Origin of the sequence: Citrobacter sp. CF971 (assembly GCF_006385635.1) — a bacterium.
Taxonomy (GTDB): Bacteria; Pseudomonadota; Gammaproteobacteria; order Enterobacterales; family Enterobacteriaceae; genus Citrobacter; species Citrobacter freundii.
Genome location: NZ_CP041051.1, coordinates 4,802,110 through 4,819,660, shown reverse-complemented (window position 1 = coordinate 4,819,660; position 17,551 = coordinate 4,802,110). Strand labels below are relative to the sequence as shown.

Sequence of the window (17,551 nt, the reverse complement as noted above, 5' to 3'; positions counted from 1 at the left end):
GGCTTGCCTCAATGCGTTTTGGGTGGCAGATAAGGTTCCAGCAGCTGCAGCAGACGCTGTAACGCGCCCTGATTTTGATACAGAACTTCAACTGCGTGACGGCCATAAAAATTACGATAATCTGCATCGGTCAGTAAAGAAGATACTTCTTTTACCAGCGTAGGTGCGTCGGTGACGGTGATCAATCCGCTTGCCTGTTCGAGGCGGGCGCAAATATCTTTAAAATTAAACGTATGTGGTCCCATCAGCACTGGAATAGCATGTGCCGCGGCTTCCAGTGGATTGTGCCCACCACGTTCAACCAGTGAACCGCCGACAAAAGCAAGGTCGGCAATGCCATACAGCAACATCAGCTCACCCATGGTATCGCCGATCACAACCTGAGTGCCTGAGGACGGAACTTCACCCGAAGAACGAGTGGTATAGCTTAGCCCAGCCTGGCGTACGAGGTTAATTGCATCCGGGAACCGTTCAGGATGTCTGGGAACCAGAATTAGTAAAAGATTCGGGAACTGATTTAATAACGCCTGATGGGCGGCAATGATGATGCTTTCTTCGCCGTCGTGGGTGCTGGTTGCAATCCATACCGGACGGTGAGGAGCCCATTGACGACGTAATGTCACCGCTTTTGCGGCCAGTTGTGGCGTGACGGATATATCAAACTTCAGGCTGCCAGTAACGGTGACCTGATTGCTTCTGGCACCAAGTGTAATAAAACGTGCGCCATCTTCTTCGTTTTGTGCGGCAATTAACGTAATTCGACGCAGTAGTCTGCCAACAAATTTACCTAATTTCGCATAGCCAGCTGCTGAACGAGCAGAAAGACGTGCGTTGGCAATAACCAGAGGAATGTGGCGCTTATGGAGTGCCGCGATCAGATTTGGCCACAGCTCGGTTTCCATAATTAACACCAGTTTGGGGTCAACTTTATTCAGAAAACGGTTCAGGGCATCCGGTAAATCGTAAGGCAGATAAATATGCTGAACGTCAGTGCCAAAAGCAGATTGTACGCGCTCGGAACCGGTTGGCGTCATAGTGGTGACCGTGATCGGCAAGTCGGGATAACGGTGGCGCAGAGCGCGAACTAATGGGATTGCAGCCAGCGTTTCGCCCACAGAAACCGAATGAAGCATGATCCCGCCGGGTTTTAGCGGGCGGCGATAAAAGCCGTAGCGTTCGCCCCAGCGTTTACGGTAGGCCGGAGCCTTACGTCCGCGCACCCAAAGCCGTATCCAGATCAAAGGCTGAATAAGGTAGAAAAGGGCGGTGTAAAGCAATTCGAGCATAATGGTAGCTGACTTATGAATGTGCTGGGGATTCTATGTATTTAGCTGTGGCTTTACCAATACTTTTCCTATTTTTAAATTAAATAGCGTCCTTTGTGGGAACTGCCAATGGGAACAACATCTTTTTCATCTTTACGTTTTTTGTTGAAATTTTCAGGTTTAGTCGAGATATAGTGCTAAAACTCAAAAACATGTAACATATCAACATATTGATTTAAAAGAATAAAAAACATTATTTGTGCAAAGATTATTCGAGTCGGAACATGGCAAAAGAAGTGATACACTAGCACGTAAAAATCAGTGCGATATCAGTAATCAGGTAGCTGTTGAGCCTGGGGCGGTAGCGTGCTTTTTTCTGCTTAACTTAACCAGACAATCACAACAAAAGAGTCGCTTGTGGAAAAGCCATTTCGAAAAATCCTGGTCATAAAAATGCGTTTTCACGGAGATATGTTGTTAACAACTCCTGTTATTAGTACGCTAAAGCAGAATTATCCTGACGCTAAAATAGATGTGCTGCTTTACCAGGATACGATCCCAATTTTATCTGAAAACCCTGAAATTAATGCACTTTATGGGATCAGTAATAAGGGGGTAAAAACCACAGATAAGATTAAAAATGCCCTTTCGCTGATCAAAACTTTGCGCGCCAACCAGTATGATCTTGTCGTCAATCTCACCGATCAGTGGATGGTGGCAGTCATTGTACGTTGTCTTTCTGCTCGTGTGAAAATCTCACAGCTTTATGGTCACCGACAACATGGTTTTTGGAAAAATAGCTTCACACAATTAGCACCTATTCATGGTACTCATATTGTTGAGCGTAATTTATCTGTGCTGGAGCCTTTAGGTATCACTGATTTTTATCAAGATACTACTATGAGCTATGCTCCCGAGCACTGGCAGAAAATTCATAAAAATTTGGATACCTTGGGAATTAAAGGGCGCTATGTAGTTATTCAGCCAACCGCAAGACAGCAGTTTAAATGCTGGGATAACGACAAATTTTCTCGTGTAATTGATGCACTACATCGTCGTGGATACAAGGTTATTCTGACGTCAGGCCCTTCGGCAGATGACCTGGCTTGTGTGGAAGAAATTGCACAGGCATGCGAAACCCGGCCCGTTACGGAACTTGCTGGCAAAACCACTTTCCCCGAGTTGGGAGCATTGATTGACCATGCGGATCTCTTCATTGGCGTCGATTCTGCGCCTGGTCATATTGCTGCAGCGGTAAAAACGCCAGTGATTTGCCTGTTTGGTGCCACCGATCATATTTTCTGGCGTCCCTGGACTGACGATATTATTCAGTTTTGGGCAGGCAATTATCAACCCATGCCACAGAGAAACGAGCTCGATCGGAATAAAAGATATCTTTCCGTTATTCCCGCCGAAGATGTGATTGCTGCTACGGAAAAAATGTTACCGCAAAATGTGCAAACCGACATCCGAGATGTATCGCTATGATCGTCGCTTTCTGTTTATATAAATATTTCCCGTTTGGTGGCTTGCAGCGGGATTTTATGCGAATTGCTCAAACTGTTGCCGCCCGCGGACACCACGTTCGGATCTACACTCAGTTTTGGGAAGGGGAATGCCCTGATGTTTTTGAGTTGATTCGGGTTCCGGTTAAATCGCGAACGAATCATGGTCGTAATGCTGAGTATTATTCATGGGTACAAGTGCACTTACGTGAACATCCTGTCGATCGCGTTGTGGGGTTTAATAAAATGCCGGGGCTGGACGTTTACTATGCTGCAGACGTCTGCTATGCCGAGAAAGTGGCACAAGAAAAAGGTTTTTTCTACCGTCTAACGTCACGTTATCGTCACTATGCTGCTTTTGAACGCGCGACGTTTGCGCAGGGTAAACCGACACAGCTATTAATGCTAACTGACAAACAGATTGCTGATTTCCAGAAGCATTATCAGACCGAGGCTGGGCGTTTTCATATTCTCCCTCCGGGAATTTATCCGGACAGAAAATATAGCCAACAGATCCCAAATAGCCGTGAAGTTTATCGCCAGAAAAACGGCATAACGGAGCAGCAGCATTTATTGCTGCAGGTGGGGTCTGATTTTACCCGTAAAGGGGTTGACCGTTCTATTGAGGCGTTGGCATCCCTGCCCGAAATGTTGCGGCATAATACGTTGTTGTTTATTGTTGGGCAGGATAAACCGCGAAAATTTGGAGTGTTGGCGGAAAAGCATGGAGTTCAGGCTAATGTCCATTTTTTCTCTGGGCGGAATGATGTCGCAGAATTAATGGCTGCTGCCGATTTGCTCTTGCATCCAGCGTACCAGGAGGCTGCGGGTATTGTGCTTCTGGAGGCAATTACTGCGGGGTTGCCAGTTTTGACATCGTCGGTATGTGGATATGCGCACTATATTGAGGATGCAAATTGTGGTGTGGTAATTGAAGAGCCCTTCCGGCAGGACATGTTAAACAAAGTCTTATGTGAAGCGCTGACGCAACCTTCATTGCGTGCTGCGTGGGCAGAAAATGCACGGCATTATGCGGATACACAGGATTTGTATAGTTTGCCGGAAAAAGCGGCAGACCTCATTACAGGTGGTTTGAATGGTTGAGTTGAAAGAGCCGTTGACCACACTTTGGCGCGGCAAAGATGCTTTTGAGGAAGTCAAAACATTGCAGGGTGAAGTATTCAGAGAGCTGGAAACTCGCCGAACTTTGCGATTTGAACTAGCTGAAAGAAGCTATTTCCTCAAATGGCATCGGGGTACTTCTCTTAAAGAGATCGTGAAAAATCTGCTCTCTTTTCGCATGCCTGTTTTAGGTGCGGATCGAGAGTGGAATGCTATTCACCGGCTTAGTAATTTAGGCGTAGATACGATGCATGGCGTTGGTTATGGCGAAAAGGGGTTGAATCCTCTGACCAGAACGTCGTTCATTATTACAGAGGATCTGACGCCAACGATTAGTCTGGAAGATTATTGTGCCGATTGGGCGATGAATCCTCCTGATATCAAAGTTAAGCGGATAATTATAAATCGTGTCGCCACGATGGTCCGTAAGATGCACGCAGGAGGGATTAACCATCGTGATTGCTATATTTGTCATTTCCTACTGCATTTACCCTTCACTGGTTATGAGGATGATTTAAAGATTTCTATTATTGACCTGCATCGTGCTCAGATTCGCAGTAAGGTTCCTCGCCGCTGGCGAGATAAAGACCTGATAGGGCTCTATTTTTCATCAATGAATATTGGTTTGACGCAGCGCGATATTTTCCGGTTTATGAAAACTTACTTTGGCATTTCTCTAAGAAATGTTCTTTCTCGGGAAGAAAAATTGCTGACCCAAACAGAGATGAAAGCTGAAAAAATTCGTGAACGTACACAACGAAAATCTCTTTAAAATATAATAAACTAACTTTATGAAAATAACATTCGTCGGTGAAGCTGTTTCCGGATTCGGTGGAATGGAGACAGTAATTAAAAATGTCATCAGTACTCTTCAGACCAAATCACAACCTGATGAGTGCAGTGTTTTCTTTTTTTGTCGAAATGATAAAATGGATAAAAATTGGTTGCGTGGAATTAATGTCGAATACTCTCTCTCCAGGCAAAAAATTTCCTTTTTAAGACGGATGAAACTAGTTTCTGATTTTAAAAAATGGCTTAAAAAAAATAATCCTGATGCTGTTATTTGTATCGATGTTTTATCCTGTCTTCTGGTAAATAAGGCCAGATTGAAGTCAGGGGTAAATTTCAAAATTTTTTCATGGCCACATTTTTCTCTTGATCATAAGAAGTATGCTGAGAACATAGTCTATGCCGATCATCATCTGGCAATCAGTTCTGGTATTAAACGGCAGATTATGGCGAGAGGTGTACCAGAAGGCTCGGTCAGTCTCATTTACAATCCAATCGCTAGGAAAGAAGAAACAATTCCATCACCAGGTAAAGAAGATGTAACAACCTTCCTCTATATCGGCCGTATGAAATTTGAAGGACAGAAGCGAATAAAAGATTTACTTGATGGGCTTTCTAATGCGAACGGAAAATGGAAGCTTCATGTCATCGGTGATGGTTCAGATTTTATTAAGTGCCAGAGTTATGCTAAGGAGCTTAAAATTGATAATCATATTACTTGGCACGGTTGGCAATCGGATCCCTGGGCTCTGGTAAAAAATGAGATAAAATATGTTAGTGCATTATTACTAACATCATCCTTTGAAGGATTCCCTATGACATTGCTAGAGGCTATGTCATATGGCATACCATGCATCAGTTCTGATTGTGAGTCTGGTCCTGAAGATATAATAAAGAATGGTATAAATGGTTTTTTATATTCACCGGGTAATCTAACTGAATTCACTATGCTATTAAATAAAATTATTTCTGAACCTCTTACTATATCTGCGAAAGAAATCAAAGAATCAATGTTTGAATTTTATGATTCCGTATATTATAAAAATATGAATGAGACCATCTTATCTGTAGTCCATAAAAGTGAGAAGTAAATCGTATGTGCTTAAATGATAATAGATTTATCCTTTCTCAAATAGATTATAATTATTCTGGATATGATGAGACGGAATGTTTTAATGTCTGTTATGGATTGGACAAAAATTTCTTATTTGGATGTGGTGTATCTATTGCCTCAATTTTAATTAATAATCCACAAGAAAAACTTGCTTTTCATGTATTCACGGACTATTTTTCAACGGATTTTCGTGAAGAATTTGAAATGTTGGCCAAAAAATACAAAACCCGTATTTTTATATACTTAATAAACGGAGATACGCTAAAAACACTCCCTAGCACAAGCAGTTGGTCTTATGCGATCTATTTTCGGTTTATTATTGCTGATTATTTTTCTGATAAACTTGATAGGATTCTGTATCTTGATGCTGATATTGTCTGTAAAGGAAGCATTCAAGAGTTAATTGACTTCAACTTTGATCCTGATGATATTGCTGCTGTTGTTGCCGAGGGCGATGAAAAATGGTGGAAACGGAGGGCAGAGCATTTATCAACACCGGGTCTAGTTGATGGGTATTTTAATTCCGGCTTTCTTTTAATTCAGCCACCTGTTTGGGCTGCTCAAAGAATATCCTCAAATGCTATTGAACTGTTGAATGATCAAGAAATAACGAAAAAAATTACACATTTTGATCAGGATGTTTTGAATATTTTGCTAACGGGTAAAATCAAGTTTATAGATAGGAAATTTAATACTCAGTATAGTATTAACTACGAATTGAAAGACATTACTGTAAACCCGGTACGAAATTCAACTGTACTTGTGCACTATATCGGGCCAACGAAGCCTTGGCATTCATGGGGAGATTATCCTGTCTCAAGTTTTTTCTATCAGGCAAAAGATGCCTCACCGTGGCAGAATACAAAACTTTTTGAACCTCAAAATACAGTGCAAAGTCGGTATGCAGCTAAGCATTTTTTGAAACAGAAAAAATTTACTCAAGCATTTCTCTGTTGGGGAAAATACTATGCCTATAAAGCAAAAGCAATCATCAAGTAATTTGGTTGTCTCAAATCCAACGATTTGTTTGATTTCTTTTGGGTGGAAAATATGGATGTATTAACACAATATATTAAGAAAGAGTATTCATTTACTAATAATAATCTATTGCGGGTTCAAGATGGTTACTTTAACATTGCATATGGTACAGATGCTAATTACCAGATGGGAGCTGCAATTTCCATAGCATCTATTCTCGAAAATAATAAAAAAAGAAAACGAAATTATTGTTTCCATGTTTTTACTAATGCTATATCAGAAGAATACGCTAGGCGCTTGAAGTTAATTTCTGAGCAGTTTGATGCCGTCATTAATATTTATACGATTGATGAGAGAATTCTCGGTAAATTACCAGTAAGTGCAATATGGCCATTGTCAATATATTACCGGTTATTGGCATTTGATTATCTATCTCAAAGTGTGAATGTGCTCCTCTATCTTGATTCTGATGTAATTTGTAAAAATGAACTGACAGAGTTAGAGGAGTTGTATTTAGGCGATAAGTTTGCCGCTGTTATCCCTGATGTTGAATCTACGCAGAAACGGAACCAGCAGCGATTGAATATTGATTTTCAAGGTAAATATTTTAATTCGGGTGTTATTCTTGCTAACTTGCTGCAGTGGAAAGAAAAAAATATCTCAGATCAAATATTTTCTCTAATTAGAAATGAGGGAGATAATTTAAAATATCCTGATCAAGATGCATTAAATATAATTTTCCGCGGGCGGTTGGTCTATCTCGATAGAATATATAACTCAATTTATCCGTTGAAGTCTGAGTTTGAAAAAAAAGATAAAAGTAATTATAAAAAATACATTACAGAAAAAACCGTCTTTATTCATTATACAGGTGTCACGAAACCATGGCATGAATGGGGAGCATATGACGCCTCAAGTTATTTCCGGACTGTTTATGAGTTAACACCATGGAAAAATGACAGGTATTTAAAGGCAAAGACGAAACCTGAATATAAAGAAGAGTATAAGCACTATATATATCAAAGGAGTTATATAAAAGCTTTATGTTCATTGTTTCTATATCAAAAAATTAAGATTTTTAATTAGGCTGTAATGCAGTGAATACTATACCTATGAATAATAACTTTCCTGTTTTTATCATTTCTCTTAAGAATGATGTTGAGCGAAGAGAAAATATCTCGAGGCTTCTTGCCAATGTAAATATTGGCTATGAATTTTTTGATGCAATTGATTACCGGAGCGAATTATTTCAAGATAAAAAAAGGAACGTCCCTATTAACTCAGGGAAAGTATATGGTGAGATGACTGAACCAGAAATGGCTTGTACATTAAGCCATCTCAGTGTGTATCAAAAAATATTAGATAACAATTTCAAGTGGGCTCTTATACTTGAAGATGATGTCTCATTTGATTCTAGGTTGGCTGCTGTGGTACACACACTTTCTCAATCAACGGATATACTTAAGAATGGTTGCTCATATGTACTTGGTGGTCAACAGGGAACTTCTGACCATCAGCTTTTTGGCTTAAGTTTACTTAATGTTTCAAAGATTGGACCTGTTAATTTTCGGAAGGCAACATATAAGAAGCACAAAGTAACGCGGACGTGCTGTTATATTGTTGATAGACAATACTGTCAACGAGCTTTGTCATTACTCTCCACCCATGGATTTTATTTGGTCGATGATAGAAAAATTCTATTAGATAATGGTGTGATGAATGATATTTATTTTTGTGATATAGTCTCTCATCCCTTGGTTAACTCATTGAACTCACATCTGGAAAATAGTCGTATTAATAAAAAAAACCAGACTAAAGTAAAAAAAAGAAACTATTTAATTTCCAAGTTGCTATTATGGCGATATAAGTTTAGGGTGTTACTTGGTTGCTTTATATAATAAAAAGCCAGGATTTTATAATTCTGGCTTTTTTTGTCAGATTTTTTCTTTGTTATTAACTAGTGAGCATATTAATGTTAATGTTAATAACCATGCGAGTGGTACTGGGACTGCGTATGTCAAAATGTCACTTAATCCATATAATACTATTGCCACCACATAAGTATACATCATCGGTATATTTTTCTTGTGTATGAATGTAATTATAGAGATTAAGAATAAGATATTCAATATTACGCCTAACCAACCAGTGGTTGATAGTGTATCAATTATCTGATTATGAAGATGAATGTTAAGAAATAACAGTGCTCCAGATAGTTCCTTATTATTTTCGACAATTTTTTTGATTTTATATCCTCGTTCTTCAAGCGATTGTCCTGTGAAGTTATTGTACGAGGATTCGATACCCGTTTTATACATCGCAAAGCGAGCTCCCACAGACGTCACTGTGTTATTCTCATGGTATTGCTCTATATCTGACTTTAAATTGTTCACCCTTTCAATAATTGGCTTATATAATAATACACCGGAGAACATCGCAAGTACAATAATAGAGAAAATACTGGTTTTTCTTGCTTTTACACTGTGTCTTTTTAGCTCATTCCAAAAAATAAAGATAATAACTAATGGATATATAATAATTCCTGCTCTTGTGCCTGTTGCAGAAATAGCAATGAAGTTTGCAAAGCTAATAATTATAAGCAGTGGTAATCTAAATTTTGTGACAAGCGTTGATATCGCGATTAATGCATACAATGAAATAAAAGTAATTGTATATGCTGCACCTGTTGCATTTGGTCCATACGCCAATGATAAAGTTGCTCTGTTTTCATTAAGGATGAAAAATTGATAGTACGCATATACTATATATATCAGATTAACTAATAGAGCGATGAAAAGATGAATATTTTTCATTATCTTTTCTGAGCGATCTCTTATGCTGGTCACGACAGGAATAGTAAATGCTGTAAATAACCCTGCCAGGCTCCAGTCTCGATAGTTCATATAAGCACCTACATATTCTGAATCTGGTGTTTTATATATCCTGAACCATAAAAATGACAAAATTGACAGGGCTAAGAGACTGAGTGCTATATATCTATGTTCTGATTTTAAATATTTATTTGGCGAAATTATGATAGCTAGTAATGCAATTTCTCCAGCAATTCTTAGCGATTTTAAGGCAAAGCCTTGCTCAAATGGTAAAAGCAATAACGCAAGGAAACATAATCCCATTGTTATTGAATACATTATGCTATCGGCGTTATTTCTATTTATCATAAAAAAGATGATCCACAATTTTTTAAATGCATATGTTTGTTTTTATTATGTCCAGTATATCTTGAGATGGGATATCTTCAAGGTCATGCGATGATGAAATACATGCTATCTGATTCTTCCCATATCCACCAATCAATCCCGGGTCTGTCGGGCCATACAACGTAATATTGGGGCGATCCAAGGCGGCGGTTAAATGGCTGAGACCTGTATCAACCGACACCACAAACTTTGCCCCCGCCAGAATGCGAGCAACCTCTTCCAGACTCATTCGCGGCAGGACATCAACGTAGGGAAAACCTTCCGCCAGCCTTTTGGCGCGCTCTTCTTCATGAGGGGCGCCCCAGGGGAGTTTAATACGGATGCCCGTATTATTTAACAGCTCAATCAGCTCCCGCCAGTTGGCTTCTGGCCAGTGCTTATCATCACGTGTTGTGGCATGCAAAAATACGGCATATTGGCCTGTATCAGCATTACATTCATTCACAAAATGCTGAGCGATAGCGTAATCACCCTGCGACTGCGGTTTGGCATATCCCAGACTTTTGGCGAACAATTCACGCGTACGTTCTACCGCGTGCTGCTGTTTGGCAATGTGATGTTTGCGATTATAAAACAGGCTAGCCAGCGGCTCGCGGGCCGTACTCCAGTCCATACCATGCTTGACGCCACGTGCCAGACGCGTCACCAACGCCGCACTTTTAACCAGACCCTGCGCATCAATTATCGCGTCATACTGCTGCAAACGTACCGCATCGCGAAACGCTTTACGCTCGGCTTTAATCGGCGCTGAAAACCAGGCTTTACGCCAGCGGCGAATCGCCACTGGGATGACCCGGTCAACGGCTGCATGCCAGGAAGGGATCTGCGCGAATCCTTCTTCCACCACCCAATCAAATTGAATACCCGGAATAGCCTGCTGCGCATCGGTTAATGCGGGCAACGTATGCAGTACATCGCCCATAGACGACGTTTTAACGATCAGAACCCGCATCCGTCAGGCTTCCTCTTGTAACAACAGGTCGTTGAGTTCTTCCAGTACACGCTGGGGTGTGATGTCAATCAGGCTTTGGTGATAGCCTTCAGCCGCATCGCCCTTGCGCACTTTGTGATAGCCCGTAATCAGACGAATGACCCGCGCTTTGTGCGACAACGGCGGGGTAAAGTCCGGACTACTTGGGCCATACAATGCTACCAGAGGTCGATTCAACGCTGCGGCAACGTGCATTAATCCAGAGTCGTTGGTGACGACCGCTTTGCAGGCGGCGAGCAGAATAACGGCCTGCTCCAGCTGCGTTTCGCCCGCCAGATTACGACACCAGGCCTGCTGCTCAACGCTTAACGTTGCCAGGATTTCATTTCCGGCTTCATGATCTTTTGCCGAGCCAAACAGCACAATCTGATGACCTTCGTCGATCAGCTGTTTTGCCAGTTCAGCATAATGGTAGTGTGGCCAGCGTTTCGCCGGACCAAATTCCGCACCCGGGCAAAAACCGATGATGGGGCGTTCGGCAGAAAGGGAGAACTGGCTACAGGTCAGAGACTTTTCACCTTCGCTGACCTGCAACTGTGGCCACAGCAGAGGTTGCGGCAAATCTTTAGCCGACAGCATCACGCCTTTATCGTAGGCCAGGGCCACATAGCGTTCGACCATCAGCGGCCATGCGTCTTTATCCAGCACGCGCGCATCGTTGAGCAGGCCGTAGCGCATTTCACCACGCCAACCGGTACGATGCGGAATACCTGCAAAAAAGGGCACCAGCGCGGATTTAAACGAGTTAGGCAGCACATAAGCGCGGTCATAGCGCTTTTCACGCAGGCTATGACCGAGCTTACGCCGTTCACCAATTTCCAGAGCGCCATGCCCAAGTGGCATCGCGATCGCTTCATTGACTTCCGGCATCCGCGATAACAGCGGACGGCACCATGCAGGTGCCATCACGTCGATTATCGCCTGGGGATAGCGCGCCTTGAGCGTGCGATAGAGACTTTGCGACATCATCATGTCGCCCACCCAAGACGGGCCAACCACCAGAATCCTCATAGATTGCCTGCCTTATGCGTCGCGGTTCAGCCAGGCCATATATTCCGTTACGCCTTCAGCAACGGTCTTAAACGGCTTGTCATAGCCCGCTGCGCGCAGGTTGGTCAGGTCTGCCTGAGTAAACGCCTGGTAGCGGCCTTTCAGTTTTTCCGGGAATGGAATGTACTCAATGCTGCCTTTTTTGTGGTACGCCAGCGTTGCGTCAGCAACGGCCTGGAAAGATTCCGCACGACCGGTACCGAGGTTAAAGATGCCGGATACCCCGTTTTCCAGGAACCACAGGTTTACCGCAGCCACATCGCCAACATAAACGAAATCACGTTTGAAGTTTTCGCTGCCTTCGAACAGTTTTGGTGTTTCGCCATTGTTAAGCTGAGTATTGAGGTGGAAAGCGACGCTCGCCATGCTGCCTTTATGGCCTTCACGCGGTCCGTAGACGTTGAAATAGCGGAAGCCAACAATCTGAGAGTTGGCTTCTGGCAGGATCTGACGCACGTACTCGTCGAACAGGAATTTTGAGTAGCCATAGACGTTCAGCGGTTTCTCATATTCACGGGATTCGATGAAATCAGAAGTGCGACCGCCATAGGTGGCGGCAGAGGACGCGTACAGGAACGGGATTTCACGCTCCAGGCAGTAGTGCAGCAGCTCTTTAGAGTATTGATAGTTGTTGTCCATCATATACTTGCCGTCCCACTCGGTGGTGGAAGAGCATGCGCCTTCGTGGAAAATAGCTTCGATATCGCCGAAATCTTCCCCGGCCATAATCTGGATCAGGAAGTCTTCCTTGTCCATGTAGTCAGCAATATTCAGATCCACCAGGTTAACAAACTTGGTGCCGTCTTTCAGGTTGTCCACCACCAGGATGTCGGTGATGCCTTTATCATTCAGGGACTTAACGATGTTGCTGCCGATAAAGCCCGCGCCGCCGGTAACGATGATCATAAATGTAACCTTCGAATTATGGAGTCAGAGACAATCTCAGACACGAATACTTTCTATCATATCACTACATGGCTCAGGCTTCAGCCATTCACCGATAAGCCGTGCGGGTACACGTGATTTATGCTTCATTTTGAAGAAGTGATGATGCGTCATCTCGTATCAACGTATAGCTTTGGGTAATATGTGCTGAAATTTGCCCAGTCTGGAGAATTGAAATGCGTGGGGATTTTTACAAACAGTTAACCAACGATCTCGACACCGCACGTGCGGAAGGATTGTTTAAAGAAGAGCGCATTATTACATCTGCCCAGCAGGCAGATATCACCGTGGCGGACGGAAGCCACGTTATTAACTTTTGTGCGAACAACTATCTGGGACTGGCCAACCACCCGGAGCTGATTGCAGCGGCAAAAGCGGGTATGGATTCTCACGGATTTGGTATGGCTTCGGTTCGCTTTATTTGCGGTACCCAGGATAGCCATAAGCAACTGGAGCAAAAACTGGCGGCATTCCTCGGTATGGAAGATGCCATCCTTTACTCTTCCTGCTTCGACGCCAATGGCGGCCTGTTTGAAACGCTGCTGGGCGCAGAAGACGCAATTATTTCCGATGCCCTGAACCACGCTTCTATCATAGATGGCGTTCGTCTGTGTAAAGCAAAACGTTTCCGTTACGCCAACAACGATATGGTGGAACTGGAAGCTCGCCTGAAAGAAGCACGTGAAGCGGGCGCTCGTCATATCCTGATCGCCACTGATGGCGTGTTCTCTATGGATGGTGTGATCGCTAACCTGAAAGGCGTTTGCGATCTGGCGGATAAATACGACGCGCTGGTCATGGTTGATGATTCCCATGCCGTCGGTTTTGTCGGCGAAAATGGTCGTGGCTCCCATGAATACTGTGACGTGATGGGTCGCGTGGACATCATCACCGGTACTCTGGGTAAAGCACTCGGCGGCGCATCCGGTGGTTACACCGCAGCGCGCAAAGAAGTTGTTGAGTGGCTTCGTCAGCGTTCCCGTCCTTATCTGTTCTCCAACTCACTGGCGCCAGCGATTGTTGCGGCCTCCATTAAAGTGCTGGAAATGGTTGAAGCAGGCAGCGACCTGCGCGACCGCCTGTGGGCGAACGCACGTCAGTTCCGCGAGCAAATGTCTGCCGCAGGCTTTACGTTAGCCGGTGCCGATCACGCGATTATCCCGGTGATGTTGGGTGATGCAGTGATCGCGCAGGACTTTGCTCGTGAACTGCAAAAAGAGGGAATTTACGTTACCGGATTCTTCTATCCGGTGGTTCCAAAAGGCCAGGCGCGTATCCGTACCCAGATGTCTGCGGCGCATACCCCTGAGCAGATTACGCGTGCTGTTGAGGCGTTCACACGCATTGGTAAACAACTGGGCGTTATTGCCTGAGGATGTGAAATGAAAGCGTTATCCAAACTGAAAGCGGAAGAGGGCATTTGGATGACTGACGTTCCTGAACCGGAAGTCGGTCATAACGATTTGCTGATTAAAATCCGTAAAACAGCCATCTGCGGGACTGACGTTCACATTTATAACTGGGATGAATGGTCGCAAAAAACCATCCCAGTACCGATGGTCGTTGGGCATGAATATGTCGGCGAAGTTGTTGGCATCGGCCAGGAAGTTAAAGGCTTTAAAATCGGCGATCGTGTTTCTGGTGAGGGTCATATCACCTGCGGACATTGCCGTAACTGCCGCGGTGGACGTACTCACCTGTGCCGCAATACGACCGGTGTCGGTGTAAACCGTCCGGGCTGCTTTGCGGAGTACCTGGTGATCCCGGCATTTAACGCATTTAAAATCCCGGACAATATCTCCGACGACCTGGCGTCTATCTTCGATCCGTTCGGTAATGCAGTGCACACGGCGCTGTCGTTCGATCTGGTTGGGGAAGATGTACTGGTGTCCGGTGCGGGTCCAATCGGTATTATGGCGGCGGCAGTCGCGAAGCACGTTGGCGCACGCCACGTGGTGATCACCGACGTTAATGAGTATCGCCTTGAGCTGGCGCGCAAAATGGGTATCACCCGCGCGGTCAACGTATCGAAAGAGAATCTGACCGACGTGATGGCTGAACTGGGTATGACCGAAGGGTTTGATGTGGGCCTGGAGATGTCCGGGGCGCCGCCAGCGTTTCGCGCTATGCTGGACACCATGAATCACGGTGGCCGTATTGCTATGCTGGGTATTCCGCCATCTGATATGTCCATCGACTGGACGAAAGTTATCTTTAAAGGACTGTTTATTAAAGGTATCTACGGTCGTGAGATGTTTGAGACATGGTACAAAATGGCTGCACTGATCCAGTCTGGTCTGGATTTGTCGCCGATCATCACCCATCGATTCTCCATCGATGAATTCCAGCAGGGCTTTGACGCGATGCGTTCAGGCCAGTCAGGGAAAGTGATCCTGAGCTGGGATTAACCGTATCCACCCTGTGGATTCTGTGTGTTGTCCCCGGATGTTGATTATCATTAATCATCCGGGGCGTTTTTTGCCTGCACAATCTCCCCCGCCCGGCGCATTTTCCGCTAAAGAATTAATAATTTTTTCTGAAAATCTACCGCTTAATATGCTAAAAAGTGCCGATTACTCTATTGTCTGGCTGGATTTGATATGACCTATATCCCTGGTCTCCTGAGCGTCATTATGCCGCTTTACAACACGGGTGAACCGTTCATTGCGTGTATGGATTCGCTGATTGCGCAAACCTGGAAGAACCTGGAGATCATCATTGTTAATGATGGCTCTACGGATAACTCTGCGGAGCTTGCTCAGTCTTATGCGGATCGTTATCCACACGTTCATCTGCTGCACCAGCGCAATGGGGGCGTTTCGGCGGCGCGCAATACCGGGATGAAAGTCGCCAGGGGGGAGTACATCGCGTACGTAGACGGCGATGATATTGCCTATCCGGAAATGTATGAAACGCTGATGACTATGGCGCTTAAAGACAACCTGGATGTTGCGCAGTGCAACGCTGATTGGTGTATTGCGGAAACCGGCCACACCTGGGCATCCATTCCTACCGATCGTATTCGTTCTACCGGTGTGATGACCGGGCCAGACTGGTTACGCAAAGCGTTAGCCAGCCGCCGTTGGCGACACGTTGTCTGGATGGGCGTTTATCGTCATCAGACTATCCGCGACGCGGGGCTGACCTTCCTGTCTGGCCTGCATCACCAGGATATTATCTGGACGACGGAGTTTATGTTTAATGCGAAGCGCGCGCGTTACACGGAAATCCCTCTGTATAAATACTTCCTGCACGGCGCATCTGTTAGCCGTCTGCCGCGCACCGGGCTGAAAAATCTCGCTTACCAGCGCCACTACATCAAAATTACCCGTCTGCTGGATAAGATGAATCATGATTACGCCGGGCGCATTCCCATTTACCCGGAATTCAAACAGCAGGTGATTTACGAAGCGCTACGCGTTTGTCATTGCATCCGTAAAGAACCGGACGAGAAAATCCGCCAGCGCATGATTGCTGAAGTATTCGTGTCAGGTATGTTCAAGCGTATGGTAAGCAATATTTGCAGCGTTAAGCTGGGTTATCAGGTGCTGTTGTGGGCCATCCGCTTTAGCCAGTGGCGCGATAAAGCACTGACGCCGCGCCGCCTGGCTCATTTAACGCTGGATAGCAAAGACTGATTATTGCCAGCCCTGCCACTGCAGGCGCATATACTGCACCAGCGTGCTTTGGGTAATGCTTTCGCCGAGCACGCTGAAGAAGCGGCTGGCGTACACTGGCTCTAACGGCTGCTTCGGTTTGCATAATTTCACCCCGCGGAAAGGATTACGCGGCGCATCAGGTATACCGTTCTTCGGTGGCGTGAGGTTTGGTCTGGAGGTATCCACCTGCGGTTCATTGAGCAGGCTGCTTGGGCGAACCAACGTGATGTCGGCTGGCAGGCTATACAGCATCTGCTGCAGGACACGAACCGTAGACGGGTGAGGATGGCCAATGGCGATTGCGGAACCGTTGCGGCGCGCCAGCTCGACGGCACGATTAAACTGACGGCGAATATCGGCTTCGTTTTGCGTGTCATCCAGGAAGACTTTGCGTTTGATGACTTTCACACCGGTCCCTGACGCTGCGCGCATTGCCTGGCTGTTACCAATGGTCATGCTGTCCAGGAAGTAGAGATCGTATCGCTCCAGCGCCTGCATCACCTTCTGCATGCCAAACAGGCTGGAGGTCATCGCGCTGCCCATATGGTTGTTCAGACCGACCGCATTCGGTACTTTGCTTACCGCGTCGCGAATAATTCGCTCAATCTCTTCGCTGCTCATTTCAGGGCGTAATGTATCTTTCTCTAACGGCTGCTTGCTCAGCGGCGCCATTGGCAGATGGATTAATACTTCATGCCCGCTGTTATGCGCTTTGATTGCCATTTCACGTGCATGTGGGGCGTTAGGCAGAACGGCAACGGAGATGGTAGAAGGCATCGCCAGTACCTGGTTTTCAGTGTGTGGGCGATAGCCGAAATCATCAATGACGATGGCGAGTTTGCCAGCAAAAACAGGTGTTGCGAAGGCCAGCAGGCTGGCGAGAGAGAGTAGTAGACGACGAAATTGTTGTGGCAA

At 45.0% G+C, this 17,551-nt stretch carries 16 protein-coding genes; 10 read left to right on the top strand and 6 right to left on the bottom strand.

Going from position 1 to position 17,551, the window contains the following annotated elements; genetic code table 11:
* Positions 1-8 precede the first annotated feature (8 nt).
* Positions 9-1,286: a lipid IV(A) 3-deoxy-D-manno-octulosonic acid transferase gene (gene waaA, locus E6P06_RS26850; protein WP_003837609.1), complete on the bottom strand. Its 1,278-nt coding sequence runs from the start codon at positions 1,284-1,286 to the stop codon at positions 9-11.
* A 396-nt stretch (positions 1,287-1,682) separates the two neighbouring features.
* Here waaA and rfaQ point away from each other — a divergent pair, with 396 nt between their 5' ends.
* The 7 genes from rfaQ to E6P06_RS26815 are packed head-to-tail and all read left to right on the top strand — an operon-like array spanning position 1,683 to position 8,671.
* Positions 1,683-2,753, top strand: coding sequence for a lipopolysaccharide core heptosyltransferase RfaQ (gene rfaQ / locus E6P06_RS26845; RefSeq protein ID WP_046671031.1), 1,071 nt, complete (start codon positions 1,683-1,685; stop codon positions 2,751-2,753).
* Positions 2,750-3,874, top strand: coding sequence for a glycosyltransferase family 4 protein (locus tag E6P06_RS26840; protein WP_046671030.1), 1,125 nt, complete (start codon positions 2,750-2,752; stop codon positions 3,872-3,874). Before rfaQ ends, E6P06_RS26840 begins: the two co-directional genes overlap by 4 nt.
* A complete protein-coding gene (rfaP, locus tag E6P06_RS26835) occupies positions 3,867-4,664 on the top strand; it encodes a lipopolysaccharide core heptose(I) kinase RfaP (RefSeq protein ID WP_139935863.1) in 798 nt (265 codons plus the stop codon). Before E6P06_RS26840 ends, rfaP begins: the two co-directional genes overlap by 8 nt.
* Before the next feature lie 19 nt (positions 4,665-4,683).
* Positions 4,684-5,772: a lipopolysaccharide 1,6-galactosyltransferase gene (gene waaB, locus E6P06_RS26830; RefSeq protein WP_134214868.1), complete on the top strand. Its 1,089-nt coding sequence runs from the start codon at positions 4,684-4,686 to the stop codon at positions 5,770-5,772.
* A 5-nt stretch (positions 5,773-5,777) separates the two neighbouring features.
* Positions 5,778-6,794, top strand: a complete 1,017-nt coding sequence (waaO, locus tag E6P06_RS26825) for a lipopolysaccharide 3-alpha-galactosyltransferase (protein WP_134214870.1) — start codon at positions 5,778-5,780, stop codon at positions 6,792-6,794.
* Between the two features lie 51 nt (positions 6,795-6,845).
* On the top strand, positions 6,846-7,859 hold the full coding sequence (locus E6P06_RS26820; RefSeq protein WP_139935862.1) for a glycosyltransferase: 1,014 nt from the start codon (positions 6,846-6,848) through the stop codon (positions 7,857-7,859).
* Positions 7,860-7,885: 26 nt separating this feature from the next.
* Positions 7,886-8,671, top strand: coding sequence for a glycosyltransferase family 25 protein (locus E6P06_RS26815; RefSeq protein ID WP_172616047.1), 786 nt, complete (start codon positions 7,886-7,888; stop codon positions 8,669-8,671).
* Between the two features lie 36 nt (positions 8,672-8,707).
* Here the strand turns inward: E6P06_RS26815 and E6P06_RS26810 are convergent, their stop codons facing one another.
* Genes E6P06_RS26810 through rfaD form a run of 4 tightly spaced genes read right to left on the bottom strand, consistent with a single transcriptional unit; the run spans position 8,708 to position 12,938 of the window.
* Entirely contained in the window at positions 8,708-9,952 is a 1,245-nt protein-coding gene (locus E6P06_RS26810) for an O-antigen ligase (protein ID WP_139935861.1), read from the bottom strand.
* Positions 9,953-9,974: 22 nt separating this feature from the next.
* Positions 9,975-10,943 (bottom strand): lipopolysaccharide heptosyltransferase RfaC, encoded by a 969-nt coding sequence (gene rfaC, locus E6P06_RS26805; protein WP_139935860.1) that lies wholly within the window; start codon positions 10,941-10,943, stop codon positions 9,975-9,977.
* A 3-nt stretch (positions 10,944-10,946) separates the two neighbouring features.
* Positions 10,947-11,993, bottom strand: a complete 1,047-nt coding sequence (rfaF, locus tag E6P06_RS26800) for an ADP-heptose--LPS heptosyltransferase RfaF (protein WP_003837632.1) — start codon at positions 11,991-11,993, stop codon at positions 10,947-10,949.
* Between the two features lie 12 nt (positions 11,994-12,005).
* Entirely contained in the window at positions 12,006-12,938 is a 933-nt protein-coding gene (rfaD, locus tag E6P06_RS26795; protein WP_003827312.1) for an ADP-glyceromanno-heptose 6-epimerase, read from the bottom strand.
* A 215-nt stretch (positions 12,939-13,153) separates the two neighbouring features.
* On the opposite strand from rfaD, the gene kbl reads away from it, so the two are divergent.
* The 3 genes from kbl to E6P06_RS26780 all read left to right on the top strand — a co-directional run bounded on the left by kbl (position 13,154) and on the right by E6P06_RS26780 (position 16,615).
* On the top strand, positions 13,154-14,350 hold the full coding sequence (gene kbl / locus E6P06_RS26790) for a glycine C-acetyltransferase (RefSeq protein ID WP_003837635.1): 1,197 nt from the start codon (positions 13,154-13,156) through the stop codon (positions 14,348-14,350).
* Between the two features lie 9 nt (positions 14,351-14,359).
* Entirely contained in the window at positions 14,360-15,385 is a 1,026-nt protein-coding gene (gene tdh / locus E6P06_RS26785; RefSeq protein ID WP_003024132.1) for an L-threonine 3-dehydrogenase, read from the top strand.
* 192 nt (positions 15,386-15,577) lie between these two features.
* Positions 15,578-16,615: a glycosyltransferase gene (locus E6P06_RS26780; protein ID WP_003844540.1), complete on the top strand. Its 1,038-nt coding sequence runs from the start codon at positions 15,578-15,580 to the stop codon at positions 16,613-16,615.
* Here the strand turns inward: E6P06_RS26780 and E6P06_RS26775 are convergent, their stop codons facing one another.
* The gene (locus tag E6P06_RS26775; RefSeq protein ID WP_048217053.1) at positions 16,616-17,551 is read right to left on the bottom strand and encodes a divergent polysaccharide deacetylase family protein; all 936 of its coding nucleotides are present in this window, start codon (positions 17,549-17,551) and stop codon (positions 16,616-16,618) included.